At 70.1% G+C, this 13473-nt stretch carries 18 protein-coding genes, 1 pseudogene and 1 riboswitch; of the genes and pseudogenes, 8 read left to right on the forward strand and 11 right to left on the reverse strand.

All coding sequences use genetic code 11. The features are described 5' to 3' along the window. Positions 1 to 106: 106 nt before the first annotated feature. Positions 107 to 859 carry an MBL fold metallo-hydrolase gene (locus tag AC07A4_RS10165; RefSeq protein WP_478595521.1) on the reverse strand — a complete coding sequence of 251 codons (753 nt, stop codon included), beginning with the start codon at positions 857 to 859 and terminating at the stop codon, positions 107 to 109. Between the two features lie 492 nt (positions 860 to 1351). Between AC07A4_RS10165 and AC07A4_RS10170 the strand changes: the two are divergent. Further along, positions 1352 to 1563, forward strand: a pseudogene (locus AC07A4_RS10170) (hypothetical protein). Positions 1564 to 1638: 75 nt separating this feature from the next. On the opposite strand, the gene AC07A4_RS10175 reads toward AC07A4_RS10170, so the two are convergent. Beyond that, positions 1639 to 1821, reverse strand: a complete 183-nt coding sequence (locus AC07A4_RS10175; RefSeq protein WP_478595524.1) for a DUF397 domain-containing protein — start codon at positions 1819 to 1821, stop codon at positions 1639 to 1641. Then, on the reverse strand, positions 1818 to 2630 hold the full coding sequence (locus AC07A4_RS10180; RefSeq protein WP_478595527.1) for a helix-turn-helix domain-containing protein: 813 nt from the start codon (positions 2628 to 2630) through the stop codon (positions 1818 to 1820). Before AC07A4_RS10180 ends, AC07A4_RS10175 begins: the two co-directional genes overlap by 4 nt. A 110-nt stretch (positions 2631 to 2740) precedes the next feature. On the opposite strand from AC07A4_RS10180, the gene AC07A4_RS10185 reads away from it, so the two are divergent. The 4 genes from AC07A4_RS10185 (at position 2741) to AC07A4_RS10200 (ending at position 4963) form a co-directional block, all read left to right on the forward strand. Then, positions 2741 to 3004: a hypothetical protein gene (locus AC07A4_RS10185; RefSeq protein ID WP_478595530.1), complete on the forward strand. Its 264-nt coding sequence runs from the start codon at positions 2741 to 2743 to the stop codon at positions 3002 to 3004. Continuing rightward, the gene (locus tag AC07A4_RS10190; protein ID WP_478595532.1) at positions 3001 to 3207 is read left to right on the forward strand and encodes a hypothetical protein; all 207 of its coding nucleotides are present in this window, start codon (positions 3001 to 3003) and stop codon (positions 3205 to 3207) included. Before AC07A4_RS10185 ends, AC07A4_RS10190 begins: the two co-directional genes overlap by 4 nt. 240 nt (positions 3208 to 3447) lie before the next feature. Next, positions 3448 to 3921 carry an NUDIX domain-containing protein gene (locus AC07A4_RS10195; protein WP_478595534.1) on the forward strand — a complete coding sequence of 158 codons (474 nt, stop codon included), beginning with the start codon at positions 3448 to 3450 and terminating at the stop codon, positions 3919 to 3921. 250 nt (positions 3922 to 4171) lie between these two features. Then, positions 4172 to 4963: a phosphotransferase gene (locus tag AC07A4_RS10200; RefSeq protein ID WP_478595537.1), complete on the forward strand. Its 792-nt coding sequence runs from the start codon at positions 4172 to 4174 to the stop codon at positions 4961 to 4963. Between the two features lie 222 nt (positions 4964 to 5185). Here the strand turns inward: AC07A4_RS10200 and AC07A4_RS10205 are convergent, their stop codons facing one another. Continuing rightward, positions 5186 to 5404, reverse strand: coding sequence for a DUF397 domain-containing protein (locus tag AC07A4_RS10205; RefSeq protein WP_478595540.1), 219 nt, complete (start codon positions 5402 to 5404; stop codon positions 5186 to 5188). Positions 5405 to 5697: 293 nt separating this feature from the next. Between AC07A4_RS10205 and AC07A4_RS10210 the strand changes: the two genes are divergently transcribed. The 3 genes from AC07A4_RS10210 (at position 5698) to AC07A4_RS10220 (ending at position 8125) form a co-directional block, all read left to right on the forward strand. Beyond that, on the forward strand, positions 5698 to 5859 hold the full coding sequence (locus AC07A4_RS10210; protein ID WP_478595543.1) for a hypothetical protein: 162 nt from the start codon (positions 5698 to 5700) through the stop codon (positions 5857 to 5859). Positions 5860 to 6576: 717 nt separating this feature from the next. Beyond that, on the forward strand, positions 6577 to 7671 hold the full coding sequence (locus AC07A4_RS10215; protein WP_478595545.1) for a hypothetical protein: 1095 nt from the start codon (positions 6577 to 6579) through the stop codon (positions 7669 to 7671). 25 nt (positions 7672 to 7696) lie between these two features. Further along, a complete protein-coding gene (locus AC07A4_RS10220; protein ID WP_478595547.1) occupies positions 7697 to 8125 on the forward strand; it encodes a type II toxin-antitoxin system PemK/MazF family toxin in 429 nt (142 codons plus the stop codon). 122 nt (positions 8126 to 8247) lie between these two features. Here AC07A4_RS10220 and AC07A4_RS10225 read toward each other — a convergent pair whose 3' ends face one another. From AC07A4_RS10225 to AC07A4_RS10255, 7 genes are all read right to left on the reverse strand, one after another. Next, positions 8248 to 9198 carry a PLP-dependent cysteine synthase family protein gene (locus AC07A4_RS10225; RefSeq protein ID WP_478595550.1) on the reverse strand — a complete coding sequence of 317 codons (951 nt, stop codon included), beginning with the start codon at positions 9196 to 9198 and terminating at the stop codon, positions 8248 to 8250. Positions 9199 to 9206: 8 nt separating this feature from the next. Then, positions 9207 to 9494: a MoaD/ThiS family protein gene (locus AC07A4_RS10230; protein ID WP_478595553.1), complete on the reverse strand. Its 288-nt coding sequence runs from the start codon at positions 9492 to 9494 to the stop codon at positions 9207 to 9209. A gap of 142 nt (positions 9495 to 9636) precedes the next feature. Next, positions 9637 to 9741, reverse strand: coding sequence for a putative leader peptide (locus AC07A4_RS10235; RefSeq protein WP_478595556.1), 105 nt, complete (start codon positions 9739 to 9741; stop codon positions 9637 to 9639). 115 nt (positions 9742 to 9856) lie between these two features. Beyond that, positions 9857 to 10732 (reverse strand): ABC transporter ATP-binding protein, encoded by an 876-nt coding sequence (locus AC07A4_RS10240; protein ID WP_478595559.1) that lies wholly within the window; start codon positions 10730 to 10732, stop codon positions 9857 to 9859. Next, positions 10729 to 11838: a FecCD family ABC transporter permease gene (locus AC07A4_RS10245; RefSeq protein WP_478595562.1), complete on the reverse strand. Its 1110-nt coding sequence runs from the start codon at positions 11836 to 11838 to the stop codon at positions 10729 to 10731. The genes AC07A4_RS10240 and AC07A4_RS10245 overlap by 4 nt, the downstream gene beginning before the upstream one ends. 44 nt (positions 11839 to 11882) lie before the next feature. Continuing rightward, positions 11883 to 12857 (reverse strand): ABC transporter substrate-binding protein, encoded by a 975-nt coding sequence (locus tag AC07A4_RS10250; protein ID WP_478595565.1) that lies wholly within the window; start codon positions 12855 to 12857, stop codon positions 11883 to 11885. Positions 12858 to 12902: 45 nt separating this feature from the next. Beyond that, a riboswitch (cobalamin riboswitch) is annotated at positions 12903 to 13014 on the reverse strand. 2 nt (positions 13015 to 13016) lie between these two features. After that, complete coding sequence (locus AC07A4_RS10255; protein WP_478595568.1) at positions 13017 to 13439, reverse strand: M67 family metallopeptidase; 423 nt, start codon at positions 13437 to 13439, stop codon at positions 13017 to 13019. Positions 13440 to 13473: the final 34 nt, after the last annotated feature.

Here is a 13473-nt window from a genome sequence, read left to right on the forward strand (position 1 = left end):
CCCTTCCCCGCACGACGAGGGCCCCGGAACCGCATCGGTTCCGGGGCCCTCGTCGTAGGCGCGGCAGCCGCGCTCTCACCACCCGGCGGCGTATCGATACTCCGCCTCAGAGCTGGTACGTCGCCCCCGGCGCGGCCAGCTCCGTCGGTCCGTCGAACACCGCGCGGGCGTCCGCGAGGTTCACCCGGGCGTCCGTCCACGGCGGGATGTGGGTGAGCAGCAGCCGGCCCACGCCCGCGCGCCGCGCGGACTCGCCCGCCTCCCGGCCGTTGAGGTGCAGGTCCGGGATGTTCTCCTTGCCGTGTGTGAACGCGGCCTCGCACAGGAAGAGGTCGCTGCCCGCGGCGAGTTCGTCGAGCGCCTCGCACGGTCCTGTGTCACCGGAGTACGTGAGCGACTTCCCGCCGTGCTCGACGCGAAGCCCGTACGCCTCGACCGGGTGGCACACCTTCTCCGTACGCACCGAGAAGGGACCGATGTCGAAGGCGCCGGGCTTGACCGTATGAAAATCAAAGACCTCGCTCATCGAGGACGCGGAGGGCGTGTCGGCGTACGCCGTGGTCAGGCGCTGCTCGGTGCCCTCGGGGCCGTACACCGGGATGGGCGCGCAGCGGCCGCCCTCGTGCCGGTAGTAGCGGGCCACGAAGTACGCGCACATGTCGATGCAGTGGTCGGCGTGCAGATGGCTGAGGAAGATCGCGTCGAGGTCGTACAGACCGATGTGGCGCTGCAGCTCTCCCAGGGCTCCGTTGCCCATGTCGAGCAGCAGCCGGAAGCCGTCGGCCTCGACGAGGTAGCTCGAGCAGGCCGAGTCCGCGGACGGAAACGACCCCGAGCAGCCGACGACGGTGAGCTTCATAGAGCTGGAACCTCCACGCTGGCGGTCGGGGGGAAACGGGGGCGTGCGGTCCGTTGAGCGTAAGGCGCGAAAGCACGGCACGCTCCTCCGTCGTGGGCCGTTGTGGGCGAAGTCACCGGTCATGTCACTCTTCCCCCGTAGTTCCACGGGGTGGGCGTCACTCGCGGCGGCCCGAGTCAGCACCCCCGCTCTGGGCGGCCAGGCTCAGCAGGCCGTGCGGCGCGCGGGCGGCCAGCGAGGCGCGCCGGAAGTCGTGAGGGGTCCAGCCACGCTGTTCATAGCCCGCCGCGTTCCGGGACCTGGTGGAGGCCTCCCGGAGCGGATTCTCACTGAGCAGCCCTCGGGAGCGAATGCTCCGGAAGATCAGCCTTTCCTTCCCCGGCCCCGGTCCAACCTCACGGAGTGTCCCGAGCTACTTCTCAGTACGGCGGCGAAGTGGTGCCGCCTGTGGGTCGTGTAGCGGCACAGGTGCCAGAGGCGCGTGGTGGAGGCGTGGAAGACGCGCCGATAGTCGTGCATCGCCCGTCGCCGTCCGGCGGACGACGGGTGACGGCGCGAGGCGAGACCTTGGGCCTCTCGCACAGTGACTCCGACCTGATCGAGTTCCTGCGACGGGCAGCCCTGCCAGACGCTGAGAGTCTGTGGACGATCCGCGGTGGGTCGAGTGGCGGGGCGGTCGGCCGTACGAGTACGAGGGTGCCTGAGAGCAGCAGAAGACCCCTTCCTGGGCATCGGGAGGGGCCTTCAGTCGTTCTGTGCCTAGCTACGAGGCGTTTGCCTCAGCTGCGGCTCACGTGGTCAGTGAACGCACCCCAAGCTGACGGGGCCACCGTGAGGACTCCGGCCGCACGGTCCTTGGTGTCACGGACCATGACACGCGACTGGTTGTCAGCGACTTCTACGCAGTCGTTCGTGTTGCCGCCGCTGTAAGTGGACTTGTGCCAGTTCGGTGTGTCACTCACGTGAACCTCTTCAATGCTTGCTCTATGAGATCTGTGGACGCCTCAGCCGTCAACGCGCTGGCTGCGAGGCGATCATAGACCCGGGCGTAGGCCATGACTTCCGCTACTTCCTCCGTGTAGTTGCCCGTGAGGAAGCCTTCCGTGTACGCACCGCGGGCGCCGCTTGGAAGCGTGACCAGGGTGAATGACCCGGCGATCGATAGCGACGAACTCAGGGGTAGGACACGAAGACTCACATGCTCCATCCCTTGAGCTCGCAGGAGCGCATCAAGCTGCCCGCTCATCGTCTCTACAGAGCCTGTTCCCCGAAGTAGGGCTGCCTCATCAATGATCATTGACAGCCATGGCGGCTCCTCCTGCTGCAACAGGCGCTGTCGGTCGAGTCGATGCTCCACATAGGAATCGATCTGCCTTGGGTCTGTCCCGCCTGCCACCAGTAGGGCCTTCGCGTACTCGCGGGTCTGGAACAGCGGTGGCACTGTAATCCTGTAGTCGTGGATCGCCCTGGCCTGCTCCTGTCGAAGGAGGAACGGCTGTGCGTAGTCCCTGACAGCGGCGCGCATCAGGATGCGGACGAGGTTGGTCAGCGCTCCACTTGGGAGCTCCAGGGTCTGTTCGGTCTTCTCTGCTAGCTCTCTGTCCGGCGGTACGTCTCCCAGCTCCATTTCAGAGACGCGTGTCTGTCCGACGAAGAGGCGGTCTGCTAGCTGGCTTTGGCTCCATCCCTTGGACAGCCTGCCCTCTCGCACTAGGGCCCCGATGTACTGCTCTAGCCCCTCGCTGGGGTCGACGTCTCTGACTCTTGGCATATGCCGGTTACCTCAGTCGTGATCCGGTATTCAGCTCCTAGTAAACGTACCCGCGGGTGAGCAGTCTGGGAGTCCTACGGAAGAACCAACTCCCCTACGAGGTACAGCTGATGACCAGCAGCAGCGAGACGCGGCAGCACGCTGGGATGCCCGTCGCGATCCGACCCTTCGGGGACCCCTCGGCGGGCAAGGGGGTGGCTGACCGAACTGGCACAGCCGTCCAGTCGGGCAGTGACGACATAACACGACTGGTGCGGCACGTTCGAGTGCTCGGGCCATGGGGACTGGTGCTGTGGCAACCGGGACGCGGCTATGCCGACCCGGACACCATCGACCTGAAGGCCGTCGGTGCCGGGCTTCGGAGGCTGCTGTGAAGCTCGAACTGCGCAGCGTCGTCTTCGACTCGAAGAGGAGGCTTGTCGGTGAGGTCATGGGTTTCGAGGGGCCGTACGTCCAACTCCGGCCGCTCAAGGGCGGGATGGAGTGGGACGCCGACCCGGAGGACCTGCGCCCGGCCGCCACGCTGCAAGCCCTCAGTGCCGAGGGTCCCGCGCCGCCCGGTGAACGGAGCGCGTGATGGCTCCCCAGACGCGGATGGACGGGACCGCAGGCGGCGCGGTCGCCCTGCTGCTCCTGGTTCTGGTGATCGCCTGCGCCGTCTTCCCGGCCATGAAGGGCCAGGGCTAGAACGAACGCTCTAACCAGCAGAGCGGAGAAGACTCGCCCCTGCCGGATGGAACCACGCGCGTGACGGGATCCCGGCAGGGGCGAGGCCACAACCCTGTAGTCGCCTCAAGGCAATCAAGGAGATTCACCCATGTGTGATGGCGATGCGCTTTCGGCGCCGCCCCGGCGAACGGTCAGCGTCGGCGCGGTCATCGTCGACGAAACAGATCGCGTGCTGCTGATCCAGCCGACCAGTATGCGAGGCAAGGCCCTCCCGGGGTGCCGCGTGCGTGCCGGAGAGCTGCCTGAGATGGCTCTGCGGCGGGGAGTTCGCGAGGCCACGGGGCTGGATGTGCGGCCGGAGAGGCTGCTTCTGGTGGACGTCATGCCGGAAGCGGGCGGGTCGGAGGAGTACGTGTTCGTCTTCGGCTGCGGGTCTGCCGGGCAGGCGCCGAACATCCTGATCGACACGAAGGCCTACAGAGACTTCGCGTGGGCCGCTGACCGGGAGGTGGCGGCCCACACCGAGCCCTATCAAGAGCGACGTATCCGCGCGGCCCTACGTGCCCATGAAGCGAAGGCGGACAGCGCCTCGTACCTGACCCGCGGAAAGCCCGCGCTGTAGGCACCCAAGCCCTGTCCTCGCCTGCCTCATGGGTCTCCCCCTCCCTCGCAGAGACCGGAGTGGGTGAGGGCAGTCCACCCGCCGCTGCGCTCCCTGAGCTCTGGCAACGGTGTGGTGGGTCCATGGCCCCGGCTGGTGAAACGAGGTGGTCCCTCCGCCAGCCGGGGTCTCACAAGCCTGACGCGAGAGACGCTGAATGGTGACGGAGGGGGCCGTGTGCGCGGCTTTCTCCATTCAGTGGGGAGGCACGATGACACCGCGTACGGACTGGCACGACCTACCCGGCGTTGTCCGCCGGGCCGTCGAATCGTGCACAGGACCTGTCATCGCGGCGCGGACGATCTCCGATGGCCTCAACTGCGCCGCTGCCGTGCGCCTCACCACTGCTACGGAGACAACGTTCCTCAAGGGAGCGCCTATCCAGGATGCCAAGGCACGTACGGGGCAACGGTGGGAGGTGGCCGTCAACCACTGCGTCCAAGCCGTCGGGCCTCGCCTGAGGTGGCGTGTTGAGGTCGGCGGCTGGGACCTCCTCGGATTCGAGTTCATCGACGGAAGGCACGCGGACTTGTCTCCTCAGTCGGCCGACCTTCCACTCGTCGCTGACACGCTCAAGGCGGCTCGGGCTCTGCAACCACCGGAAGCGGTCACCCTGCCCAGTTTCGCGGACTGCTGGGAACCGTATGTGGACCGGAGACAGCTCTCGCTCATGCGGGGTGACACGCTGCTGCACACCGATACCAACCCGCACAACCTCATGGTCACTGACGATCGGGCCCATCTGATCGACTGGGCGACTCCAGCTCTGGGACCCTCATGGGTGGACATCGCATATACGGCGGTACGCCTGATGGAGGCAGACCACACTCCCGAGGAAGCACGCCGATGGGCGGCGCAGTTTCCCTGTTGGAACGCCGCTGGGCGGGAAGAGCTGGAAGTGTTCGTCACAGCTAACTGCCGCCGGTGGGAAGCGATGGTCGGCCCTATCGATGCACGGCCGAGCAACGCGCGCTACGCGGCATTGTTGGGTGACGCTGGCTGATACATTGGCCGACTCGCCAAGGCCCCCGCTATTAGCGGGATTTCGCCTTTGGTTGGGCTGCTCATTCCTCCGCGCCGTCCAGTGCCGCCAAGGGCCCCGTCGACTCCCGCGCTTCACTGCGCCGTCGAGAGCCAGCCGTGACGGCAGCCAGTGAACGATGCGCGTGACGAACCGGGGCCCGCCTCAACGACAGGTCCCGGCGCGGCTAGGACCACGAGGGAGTCAGTCGAACTCGCCACCCTGAACGCCTTCGCGGAAGGCAGCCCATTCCTGGGCGGTGAACCTGAGATCTCCATGGGCAGGGTTCTTCGAGTCCCGTACGGCTACAGCTCCGTTGTGGAGGTCCGCGACCTCTACACAGTTCCCGTCAGGGCCTGAATGACTGCTCTTGCGCCAAGAGACTCCGGAGAGGTCCAGGGCGTACAGCTCTTGCTTACGCATGGCTTGTCTCCCTTCGCTCGTTCCTCTTCAGGGTCACTCCGTTGAAGCTGTCTCGCATCTTCCCGGCGAGTAACCCGTTCGGCCTATGCCAGGTTCTGACCATGGAGCGTCAGTGAGCTACTGAACCGGGGCATCACCGAACCAGGAGAAGTCAGCCAAGCCGACGTCCCGAACCCTCAAAGAGGAGGTTTCAGAGGCTATCTCCATGGGCGACAGCTACATCTCCGGCGAGGGAGGCCGCTGGCGGGGCAACACCCCGATACGGGACCAGGACCAGAGCTAGGAGAACTCTCATGGCCAAGGAACAGCAGGACCCGAAGCAGGACGAGCAGAGCAAGCAGAAGGACCAGGAGCAGAAGCAGGCCCCCAAGCCGACGACCCGGTCAGCCACGTCCAAGCCGCGGAGGGACACCGGACTCGCCGGGGATGTGGTAAATACGCTGACCGGCAATTGATCGAGGCATAGATGCCTCCACGGAATCCCGTGGGGGCATCGCCTTTCCTTGCTGCTGACATGCCCCTCCCTGAAGGGGAGGCGTGGTCGCGCTCAATGGCCGCGGCACGCTGCCGCCACAGGGCTGCGGACACAGCGCAGCCACCCGCAGGCCCGCAGTCCAGCAGCCAGGCCTTGAAGCCTGCCGGGACTGTCGTGAGGTGCGGAGGAAGGCTGGTCTGGGCTCGGGGGGGGCATGGGCCACCAGCCTCAAGGCCAAGGGCCGCCGTGACGACGGCAGATGAGGCGTCATCGACGTTCTGCGGGCCGTTCGCATCGGCCTGCGCATGTCCCAGGACGACTTCGCCTAGAGGCACTGGGGTTCGCTCTCTCCGTGCCCATGGCACGCGTACACGAGGACGGGACTGGAGGGCATGACATGGCCGCCGGGCCAGAGGGACTCGCCGCTGTCGATGGACCTCACCGTCGATCGGAGTGTGGTCACGGGCACGTGGACGGAACAGACGGCCGCTGATCAGCACACGGCCCCTCAAAGCATGAGAACGGCCCGGAACGCTCATCAAGAGCGACCGGGCCGTTTCCCTGCTGACCTGCACGCTTGCCTGGTGTGGCCAGGAGCGCCATCCGCTCCCGTCTCCCACGGAAGTGAGTCGTGGGGAACTCACCTGGGACAATGGGAGGGACTGTTTTGGGCGGGTCTGGGAGGGATGCGGGAGTGGTGGGGAAGGCGGGGCGGGTACGGGGTGGTGTCGGGCGGTGGAAGGCGGTGCTCGCGGGCTGCTGCGCGCTGGTGCCCCTGCTGGTTTCCGCCGGGTTCCTGGCCGCCGTGCCGTCGGCGCTCGCGCGGGGGCAGGCGTACGCCTCCGCGCCCGTCTGCGCCGCCGGGGCCCGGTCGGACGCGTGTACGACGGCGGTGTCCGCGACCGTCGCGGGCACCGAGGAGAAGGCCCGCGGCCGGAAGGTCGACCACTGGCTTCGGGTCGCCGAGCGGGGCGAAGGGCGGGTGCGGCGCGTGCACATGTCCGGCTCGAAGCTGTACGACGCCGTGCGCGCCGGGGACCGGGTGTCGCTGACGTACTGGCGGGGCGAGATCCGCACCGTACGGTTCGGGACCGCCGCCGAGGAGACCGAGGCGTCCCCGGCCGACGACTGGCGGCTCCCGATGGGCATCGGCCTGCTGGCGCTGCCCATCGGGCTGGGGTTCCTGGGGACGGCCCTGTGGTCCCGGCGGCGGTACGCCACCGCGGCGCACGCCCACGCCTGGCAGCTCGCCGTGGGCTTCCTGGCCGGAGGGCTCCTCGGCGGGGTCGGCTTCGTGGCGGCCATGGTCTGCCCCACGGTGACCGGCACCCTGCGGGTCACGGCCATCGGCGTACCCCCGGTAGCGGCGCTGACCGGCCTGTCGGCGTGGCTGCTGCGGCGGCGGGAGCGGCGGGCCGTGGACACCAGCGACATCGTGCCGGTGGCGCCCACGGGGAAGCGGTGCGTGCGCGCCGCCGTGCTCGGGGACGTCCCGGGGCGCCCCTACGGCATCGACGGCTTCGACCACCTGGTGGTCGGCGACGGGCCGCCCGCGGTCACGCCCGACCCCGACGGGCGCGTCGCCCGCAGGCCGCTGCCGCCGTCGCTGACCGTACGGGACGTGCGGGCGCCGCAGCCGGGCGATCCCGCCGGCGGGGCGGGCGGCGCCGCGTACGACACCGTCCTCATCGAGTGCCGCGACGGCGACGCGACGGTCCTCGTCGCCGTGGCCCGCGACGACGCCCCCGTCGTCCTCGGCGCGCTGCGGGCGCACGCGCGGGCGGCGGTCTGAGGGACGCGCCGGTACCGTCGGTGCCATGGACACGTCCTGGTGGCTGGCCCTCGCCGCGGTGGTGGTGCTCGCGCTGGTGGTCACGGTGGTGGACGGGTGGGGACGGGGGCGCTCTCGCCGTGCGGGGCGGGCCGCGCGGCGCGGTGCCCCGGGGGTGCCGGTCCGGCCGCGTGCCGCGGAGATCTGGTGGGCCGTGGCCGACGAGGCCGAGTGCCCCTTCCTCGTCCTTTCCGTGCGGGGTGACGCGGTGCGCGTCGCGGCGATCACCACGCGGTTCCACGATGAGCGGGCCGGGGTGATCGCGCTGCCGCCGGGGGCGGTCGGGGATGTGCGGGGGCGGGCCAGCTTTCTTGAGCCGGGGGTGGTGCGGGAGCTGTGGGCCGGGGACTTCCGGCGGCGGGCGGGGGTGGTGGATCCGGCGTTGTGGGATCAGGTGCGGCACCTTGCGGGCTGACCCGTCGCGGGGCGCCCCAGGCCCGCCCCTTCCCGAACCGGGGGCTGCCGCCCCCGGTCCCCCGCTCACAGCAATCGGCGCTCCGCGCCTCGTCCTCAAACGCCGGACGGGCTGAATGCGGGCTACGCCCAGAGCTGGCCCTGCACCGAGGCGATGGCCTCCTCCGTCGTGGCCGCCGTGTACAGGCCCGTCGAGAGGTACTTCCAGCCGCCGTCGGCCACGACGAAGACGATGTCGGCGGACTCGCCCGCCTTGAGGGCCTTGCGGCCCACGCCGATCGCGGCGTGCAGGGCCGCCCCGGTGGAGACCCCGGCGAAGATGCCCTCCTCCTGGAGCAGTTCGCGCGTGCGGGTCACCGCGTCGGCGGAGCCGACGGAGAAGCGGGTGGTGAGGACGGAGGCGTCGTACAACTCGGGGACGAAACCCTCCTCGAGGTTGCGCAGGCCGTAGACGAGGTCGTCGTAGCGCGGCTCGGCGGCGACGATCTTCACGTCCGGCTTGTGCTCGCGCAGATAGCGGCCGACGCCCATGAGCGTGCCGGTGGTGCCGAGCCCGGCCACGAAGTGGGTGATCGAGGGCAGGTCGGCGAGGATCTCGGGGCCGGTGCCCGCGTAGTGGGCGCCCGCGTTGCCGGGGTTGCCGTACTGGTAGAGCATCACCCAGTCGGGGTGCTCGGCCGCGATGTCCTTGGCGACGCGCACGGCCGTGTTGGAACCCCCCGCCGCGGGCGACGAGATGATCTCCGCGCCCCACATGGTGAGCAGGTCGCGCCGTTCCTGGGAGGTGTTCTCCGGCATGACGCACACGATGCGGTAGCCCTTGAGCTTCGCCGCCATGGCCAGCGAGATGCCGGTGTTGCCCGAGGTGGGCTCCAGGATCGTGCAGCCGGGCGTCAACCGGCCGTCCTTCTCGGCCTGTTCGACCATGTGGAGCGCGGGCCGGTCCTTGATGGAGCCGGTCGGGTTGCGGTCCTCCAGCTTGGCCCAGATACGGACGTCGGCGGACGGGGACAGGCGCGGCAGGCGCACCAGCGGCGTGTCGCCGACGGCCGCGAGCGGGGAGTCGTAGCGCATGCGCCGGCTCAGCCCATGCCGCCCGCGACCGCGGGCAGGATCGTGACGCTGTCGCCGTCGGTGAGCTTGGTGGAGACGCCGTCGAGGAAGCGGACGTCCTCGTCGTTCAGGTACACGTTCACGAACCGGCGCAGGGCGTTGCCCTTGTCCTTGTCGACGAGGCGGTCCTGGATGCCCGCGTGCCGGGTCTCGAGGTCGGCGAAGAGGGCGGCGATGGTGTCGCCGCTGCCCTCGACGGCCTTCTCGCCGCCGGTGTAGGTGCGGAGGATGGTCGGGATGCGGACCTCGATGGCCATGGCGATGGGCTCCTGTCGGAAAGGGGTGGGCGGCCCGGGACGGGTCCCGGGGTGGTACGGGAGGTGCGGGGCGCCCGGTGCCGGGCGTGCGGCGGCCCGGGGCGCGGGAGGTGGCGGCGCCGCTGTCTGGCGGCGGCACGCGTCAGCGCCGACAGATCGCGCTGGCGAGACGGCACAGGTCGACGTGCAGCCGGCCGACGAGCAGGGCGCCCGGCGTCGTAGGGATGCTCACGTCGTTCGAAACCATGCGCTCATCGTAACGATTCCCGGTCCGGGCCCCGGAGTGTGATCTCGCATACCGGACGGATCGGGTTCGGAACCTGGACGGGCGGGTGCCGGGCCCGCCACCCGGCCCGTTCCGCTCAGGGCCCGGGAGGCCGCCGTGCCGGGCCCGGGAGGTAGGTGACGGTGGGGGCGCCGGTGGCGGGGTGGATCGCCACCTCGGCGGTGACGCCGTACACGTCGGCGAGGAGTTCGGCGGTCAGGACGTCCCCGGGCGGCCCTGACGCGACGACGCGGCCGCCGTCGAGCACGTAGAGGCGGTCGCAGTAGTACGCGGCGAGGGTCAGGTCGTGCAGGGCGAGCAGATTGCCCGTGCCGAGGGCCTGGACGAGGCCGAGGATCTCCAGTTGGTAGCGGATGTCCAGGTGGTTGGTCGGCTCGTCGAGGACGAGGACGTCGGGCTGCTGCACCAACGCCCGCGCGAGCAGCGCCCGTTGCCGCTCGCCGCCGGACAGCTGCCCGAAGGGCCGCTCTGCGAGGCCGTCGGCCCCGACGCGCTCCAGGGCGCCGCGCACGAGGTCGCGGTCGGCGGCGGTGTCGGCCTCCCAGAAGCGCTTGTGCGGGGAGCGGCCCATGGCGACGATCTGGCGGACGGTGAGGTCGAAGCCCGTCTGCCCGTCCTGCGGCACGGTGGCGATCCTGCGCGCGCGGGCCTTGGCCCCGGCCGTCGCCAGGTCCGCGCCGTCGAGCAGGACCCGCCCGCCGGTGGGCCTGAGCGTCCCGTACACACAGCGCAGCAGGGTCGTCTTGCCGCTGCCGTTGGGCCCGACGAGCCCGACCGTCTCACCAGTGGAGACGGCGAGCGAGACACCGTCGACGAGGCGGCGGCCCGAGGGGGTGTCGTACGCGAGGTCCTCGGTGCGCAGGACGGGGGTGCGGGGAGCGGGGGCCGCCGCTCCGGTTCCGGCGGCCTTGGTTCCGGTCAGGTCGGCCCTGGCCGATTCGGTTCCGCTCATGTCACCACCCCTTCCCGCGCCTTGCCCCGGCGCAGCTGCCACAGGAAGAACGGTCCGCCGGTGAGGGCGGTGAGCACGCCCACCGGCACGTCCTGCGGCGCCGCCACCGTGCGGGCCGCGAGGTCGGCGACGACCAGGAACACCGCGCCCATCAGCGCCGCCACCGGCAGCAGCGCCCGGTGCCCGGAGCCCACCAGCATCCGGGCGGCGTGCGGCACCATCAGGCCGACGAAGCCGATGGCGCCGCTGTGCGCGACGAGCACCCCGGTCACGAGGGAGGCCACGACGAACACGCCCGCGCGGAAGCGGGTGGTGTCCAGGCCGAGGACGGTGGCGCCCTCCTCGCCGACGAGCAGCAGGTCCAGCGGCCTGGCCAGGGCGACGAGGAGGGCCGTGCCCACCGCGAGGACGGCCAGGGGCACCGCGAGCATGTCCCAGCGGGCGCTGCCGAGGCCGCCGAGCGTCCAGTACAGGACTTCCTTGAGGTGGTCGGCGCGGGCGGAGACCACCAGGATCAGGCTGGTGAGCGCGGACAGGATGTACGAGACGGCGACGCCCGCGAGGACCAGGCGGCTGGTGGTGAAGCCGCCGCCGGGCTCGCGCGCAAGCGCGTACACCACGACGAGCGCGAGGAACGCCCCGACGAAGGAGGCGGCCGGGATCGTCACCGTGGTGGCGAGGCCCGCGCCCACGCCGAGGACGATCACCGAGACGGCGGCGGCGGACGCGCCGGAGGAGACGCCGAGCAGGAACGGGTCAGCGAGCGGGTTGCGGACCAGGGCCTGCAGGGTGGTGCCGATCACGGCGAGGCCCGCGCCGACGGCCGCGCCGAGCAAGACCCTGGGGAGGCGGACGTCGAGGACGATCGTGCGGTACGGGGAGGGGTCGGTGGCCCTGCCCGTGAGGATGTCGAAGACCTGGGCCGGTGGGATCTTGACGGAGCCGTACGCCAGGGCGCACGTGGCCGCGGCGGCCAGGGCGAGGGTGAGGGCGGCGATCAGGGCGGCGTAGCGGGCCCTGCCGGGTGGCCCCCAAGCCCGCCCCTTCCCGAACCGGGGGCTCCGCCCCCGGGCCCCCGGTTGATCGCGCTGCGCGCTCGTCCTCAAACGCCGGACGGGCTGAGAATTCCCGGGCGCCCCCGGGCGGCTCATCACAGCTGCTCCGCGAGCTTCTTCACCGCCCCTGGTGCCCGGACCCCGAGGACCACGTCCGACAGCGGCAGGACCGCGAAGCGCTTGTTCTTGATGGCGGGGACGTCCTTGAGGGCCGGGTCGTCCAGGAGGCGCTTCTTCTTCTGGGCGACCGTGGTGGCGCCGTAGTCATAGATCACGATGACGTCGGGGGCGCGGTCCACGACGGTCTCCCAGGAGGCGTCGCCGAAGGACTTGTCGAGGTCGGACATGACGTTGCGGCCGCCCGCGCGCTCGATGACCTCGTTGCCTATGCCGCGGCCTCCGGCCGTGAAGGCGGTCTTGTCGCCGCTGTCGTAGACGAAGACGGACAGGGGCTTCGCCCCCTTGGCCTTCGCCTTGGACTTCTTCGCCGTGGCGGCGAGTCCGGCCTTCGCGTCGCGCACCCACTTCTCGGCGCGGTCGCGGACGCCGAAGGTGGCTCCGGCCTCACGCACCTCCTGGTAGACGTCGTCCATCGTGACGGCCTTCTTGGCGCAGCTCTCGATGTTCAGACGGCTGTTGATGCCGGACTTGGCGAGGGCGTCCCGGGAGCGGCCGTCACCGGCGGCGAAGGCGCTGGCGTAGCCGCCGTAGACGAAGTCGGGGTTCGCGGCGAGGAGCTTCTCGTAGGAGGGGTACTCCTTGGCGAGGACCGGGCGGGAGCCGTAGGCCTTCTCGTACTTCGGGAGCACCTTGTCGTCGAGGTAGGCGGTGCCGGCGATGCGGTCCTTCAGGCCCAGTTCGAGGAGGATCTCCGTCACGTGCTGGTTCATGGTGACGGCCCGCTTGGGCGGTGCCTTGTACGTCGTCTTCACACCGCAGTTGGTGACGGTGTACGGGAATCCGGCGGCCCGGTCGGCGCCGTCCGCGGCGGGGGATCCGGAGTCGGACGACGAGCAGGCGGTCAGCGGGAGCAGGGTCGCCGCCGCGAGGAGCAGCACGCGGGTGCGCATGGTGATGCGGTCCTCCTTGAGGGGATTTCCGCGTCCCCTGCGTGGAAGTGGAGGAGGCGGCAGGTCAGTTCCTGACTCCCGGGCCGGGCCCGGTCACAGTGGCGGGACCGCGCCGGTTTCACACCGGCTTCCTGGGTCCTGCCGCCTCGAAGGTCGGGTTCAGTATGCCTGCACGACCTGGACGTCCTCCTCGGTGACCTCCCCGTCGACGATCCGGAACGAGCGGAACTGGAAGGGTCCGGCGTCGTCGGTGTCGGCGGTGGAGACGAGCACGTAGTGGGCGTTCGGCTCGTTGGCGTACGTGATGTCGGTGCGGGAGGGGTGGGCCTCGGTCGCCGTGTGCGAGTGGTAGACGACGACGGGCTCCTCGTCGCGGTCGTCCATCTCGCGGTACAGCTTCAGCAGGTCGCCCGAGTCGAACTCGTAGAACGTGGGCGAGCGGGCCGCGTTCAGCATCGGGATGAACCGCTCGGGGCGGTCACTGCCCGCCGGGCCCGCGATGACGCCGCACGCCTCGTCGGGGTGGTCCGCACGGGCGTGCGCGACGATCTGGTCGTACAGGGCCTGGGTGATGGTCAGCATGTGGGCCAGGATAAGCAGCACGGGCGTGCGAAAG

The sequence above is a fragment of the Streptomyces sp. NPDC043996 genome (assembly GCF_056435225.1).

What these genes read in the sequence shown, in the direction of transcription:
- AC07A4_RS10165 (WP_478595521.1), bottom strand. Translation starts at nt 859, where the DNA reads ATGAAGCTCACCGTCGTCGGCTGCTCGGGGTCGTTTCCGTCCGCGGAC.
- AC07A4_RS10180 (WP_478595527.1), bottom strand. Translation starts at nt 2,630, where the DNA reads ATGCCAAGAGTCAGAGACGTCGACCCCAGCGAGGGGCTAGAGCAGTAC.
- AC07A4_RS10185 (WP_478595530.1), top strand. Translation starts at nt 2,741, where the DNA reads ATGACCAGCAGCAGCGAGACGCGGCAGCACGCTGGGATGCCCGTCGCG.
- AC07A4_RS10195 (WP_478595534.1), top strand. Translation starts at nt 3,448, where the DNA reads ATGTGTGATGGCGATGCGCTTTCGGCGCCGCCCCGGCGAACGGTCAGC.
- AC07A4_RS10200 (WP_478595537.1), top strand. Translation starts at nt 4,172, where the DNA reads ATGACACCGCGTACGGACTGGCACGACCTACCCGGCGTTGTCCGCCGG.
- AC07A4_RS10205 (WP_478595540.1), bottom strand. Translation starts at nt 5,404, where the DNA reads ATGCGTAAGCAAGAGCTGTACGCCCTGGACCTCTCCGGAGTCTCTTGG.
- AC07A4_RS10210 (WP_478595543.1), top strand. Translation starts at nt 5,698, where the DNA reads ATGGCCAAGGAACAGCAGGACCCGAAGCAGGACGAGCAGAGCAAGCAG.
- AC07A4_RS10220 (WP_478595547.1), top strand. Translation starts at nt 7,697, where the DNA reads ATGGACACGTCCTGGTGGCTGGCCCTCGCCGCGGTGGTGGTGCTCGCG.
- AC07A4_RS10225 (WP_478595550.1), bottom strand. Translation starts at nt 9,198, where the DNA reads ATGCGCTACGACTCCCCGCTCGCGGCCGTCGGCGACACGCCGCTGGTG.
- AC07A4_RS10230 (WP_478595553.1), bottom strand. Translation starts at nt 9,494, where the DNA reads ATGGCCATCGAGGTCCGCATCCCGACCATCCTCCGCACCTACACCGGC.
- AC07A4_RS10235 (WP_478595556.1), bottom strand. Translation starts at nt 9,741, where the DNA reads ATGGTTTCGAACGACGTGAGCATCCCTACGACGCCGGGCGCCCTGCTC.
- AC07A4_RS10240 (WP_478595559.1), bottom strand. Translation starts at nt 10,732, where the DNA reads ATGAGCGGAACCGAATCGGCCAGGGCCGACCTGACCGGAACCAAGGCC.
- AC07A4_RS10250 (WP_478595565.1), bottom strand. Translation starts at nt 12,857, where the DNA reads ATGCGCACCCGCGTGCTGCTCCTCGCGGCGGCGACCCTGCTCCCGCTG.
- AC07A4_RS10255 (WP_478595568.1), bottom strand. Translation starts at nt 13,439, where the DNA reads ATGCTGACCATCACCCAGGCCCTGTACGACCAGATCGTCGCGCACGCC.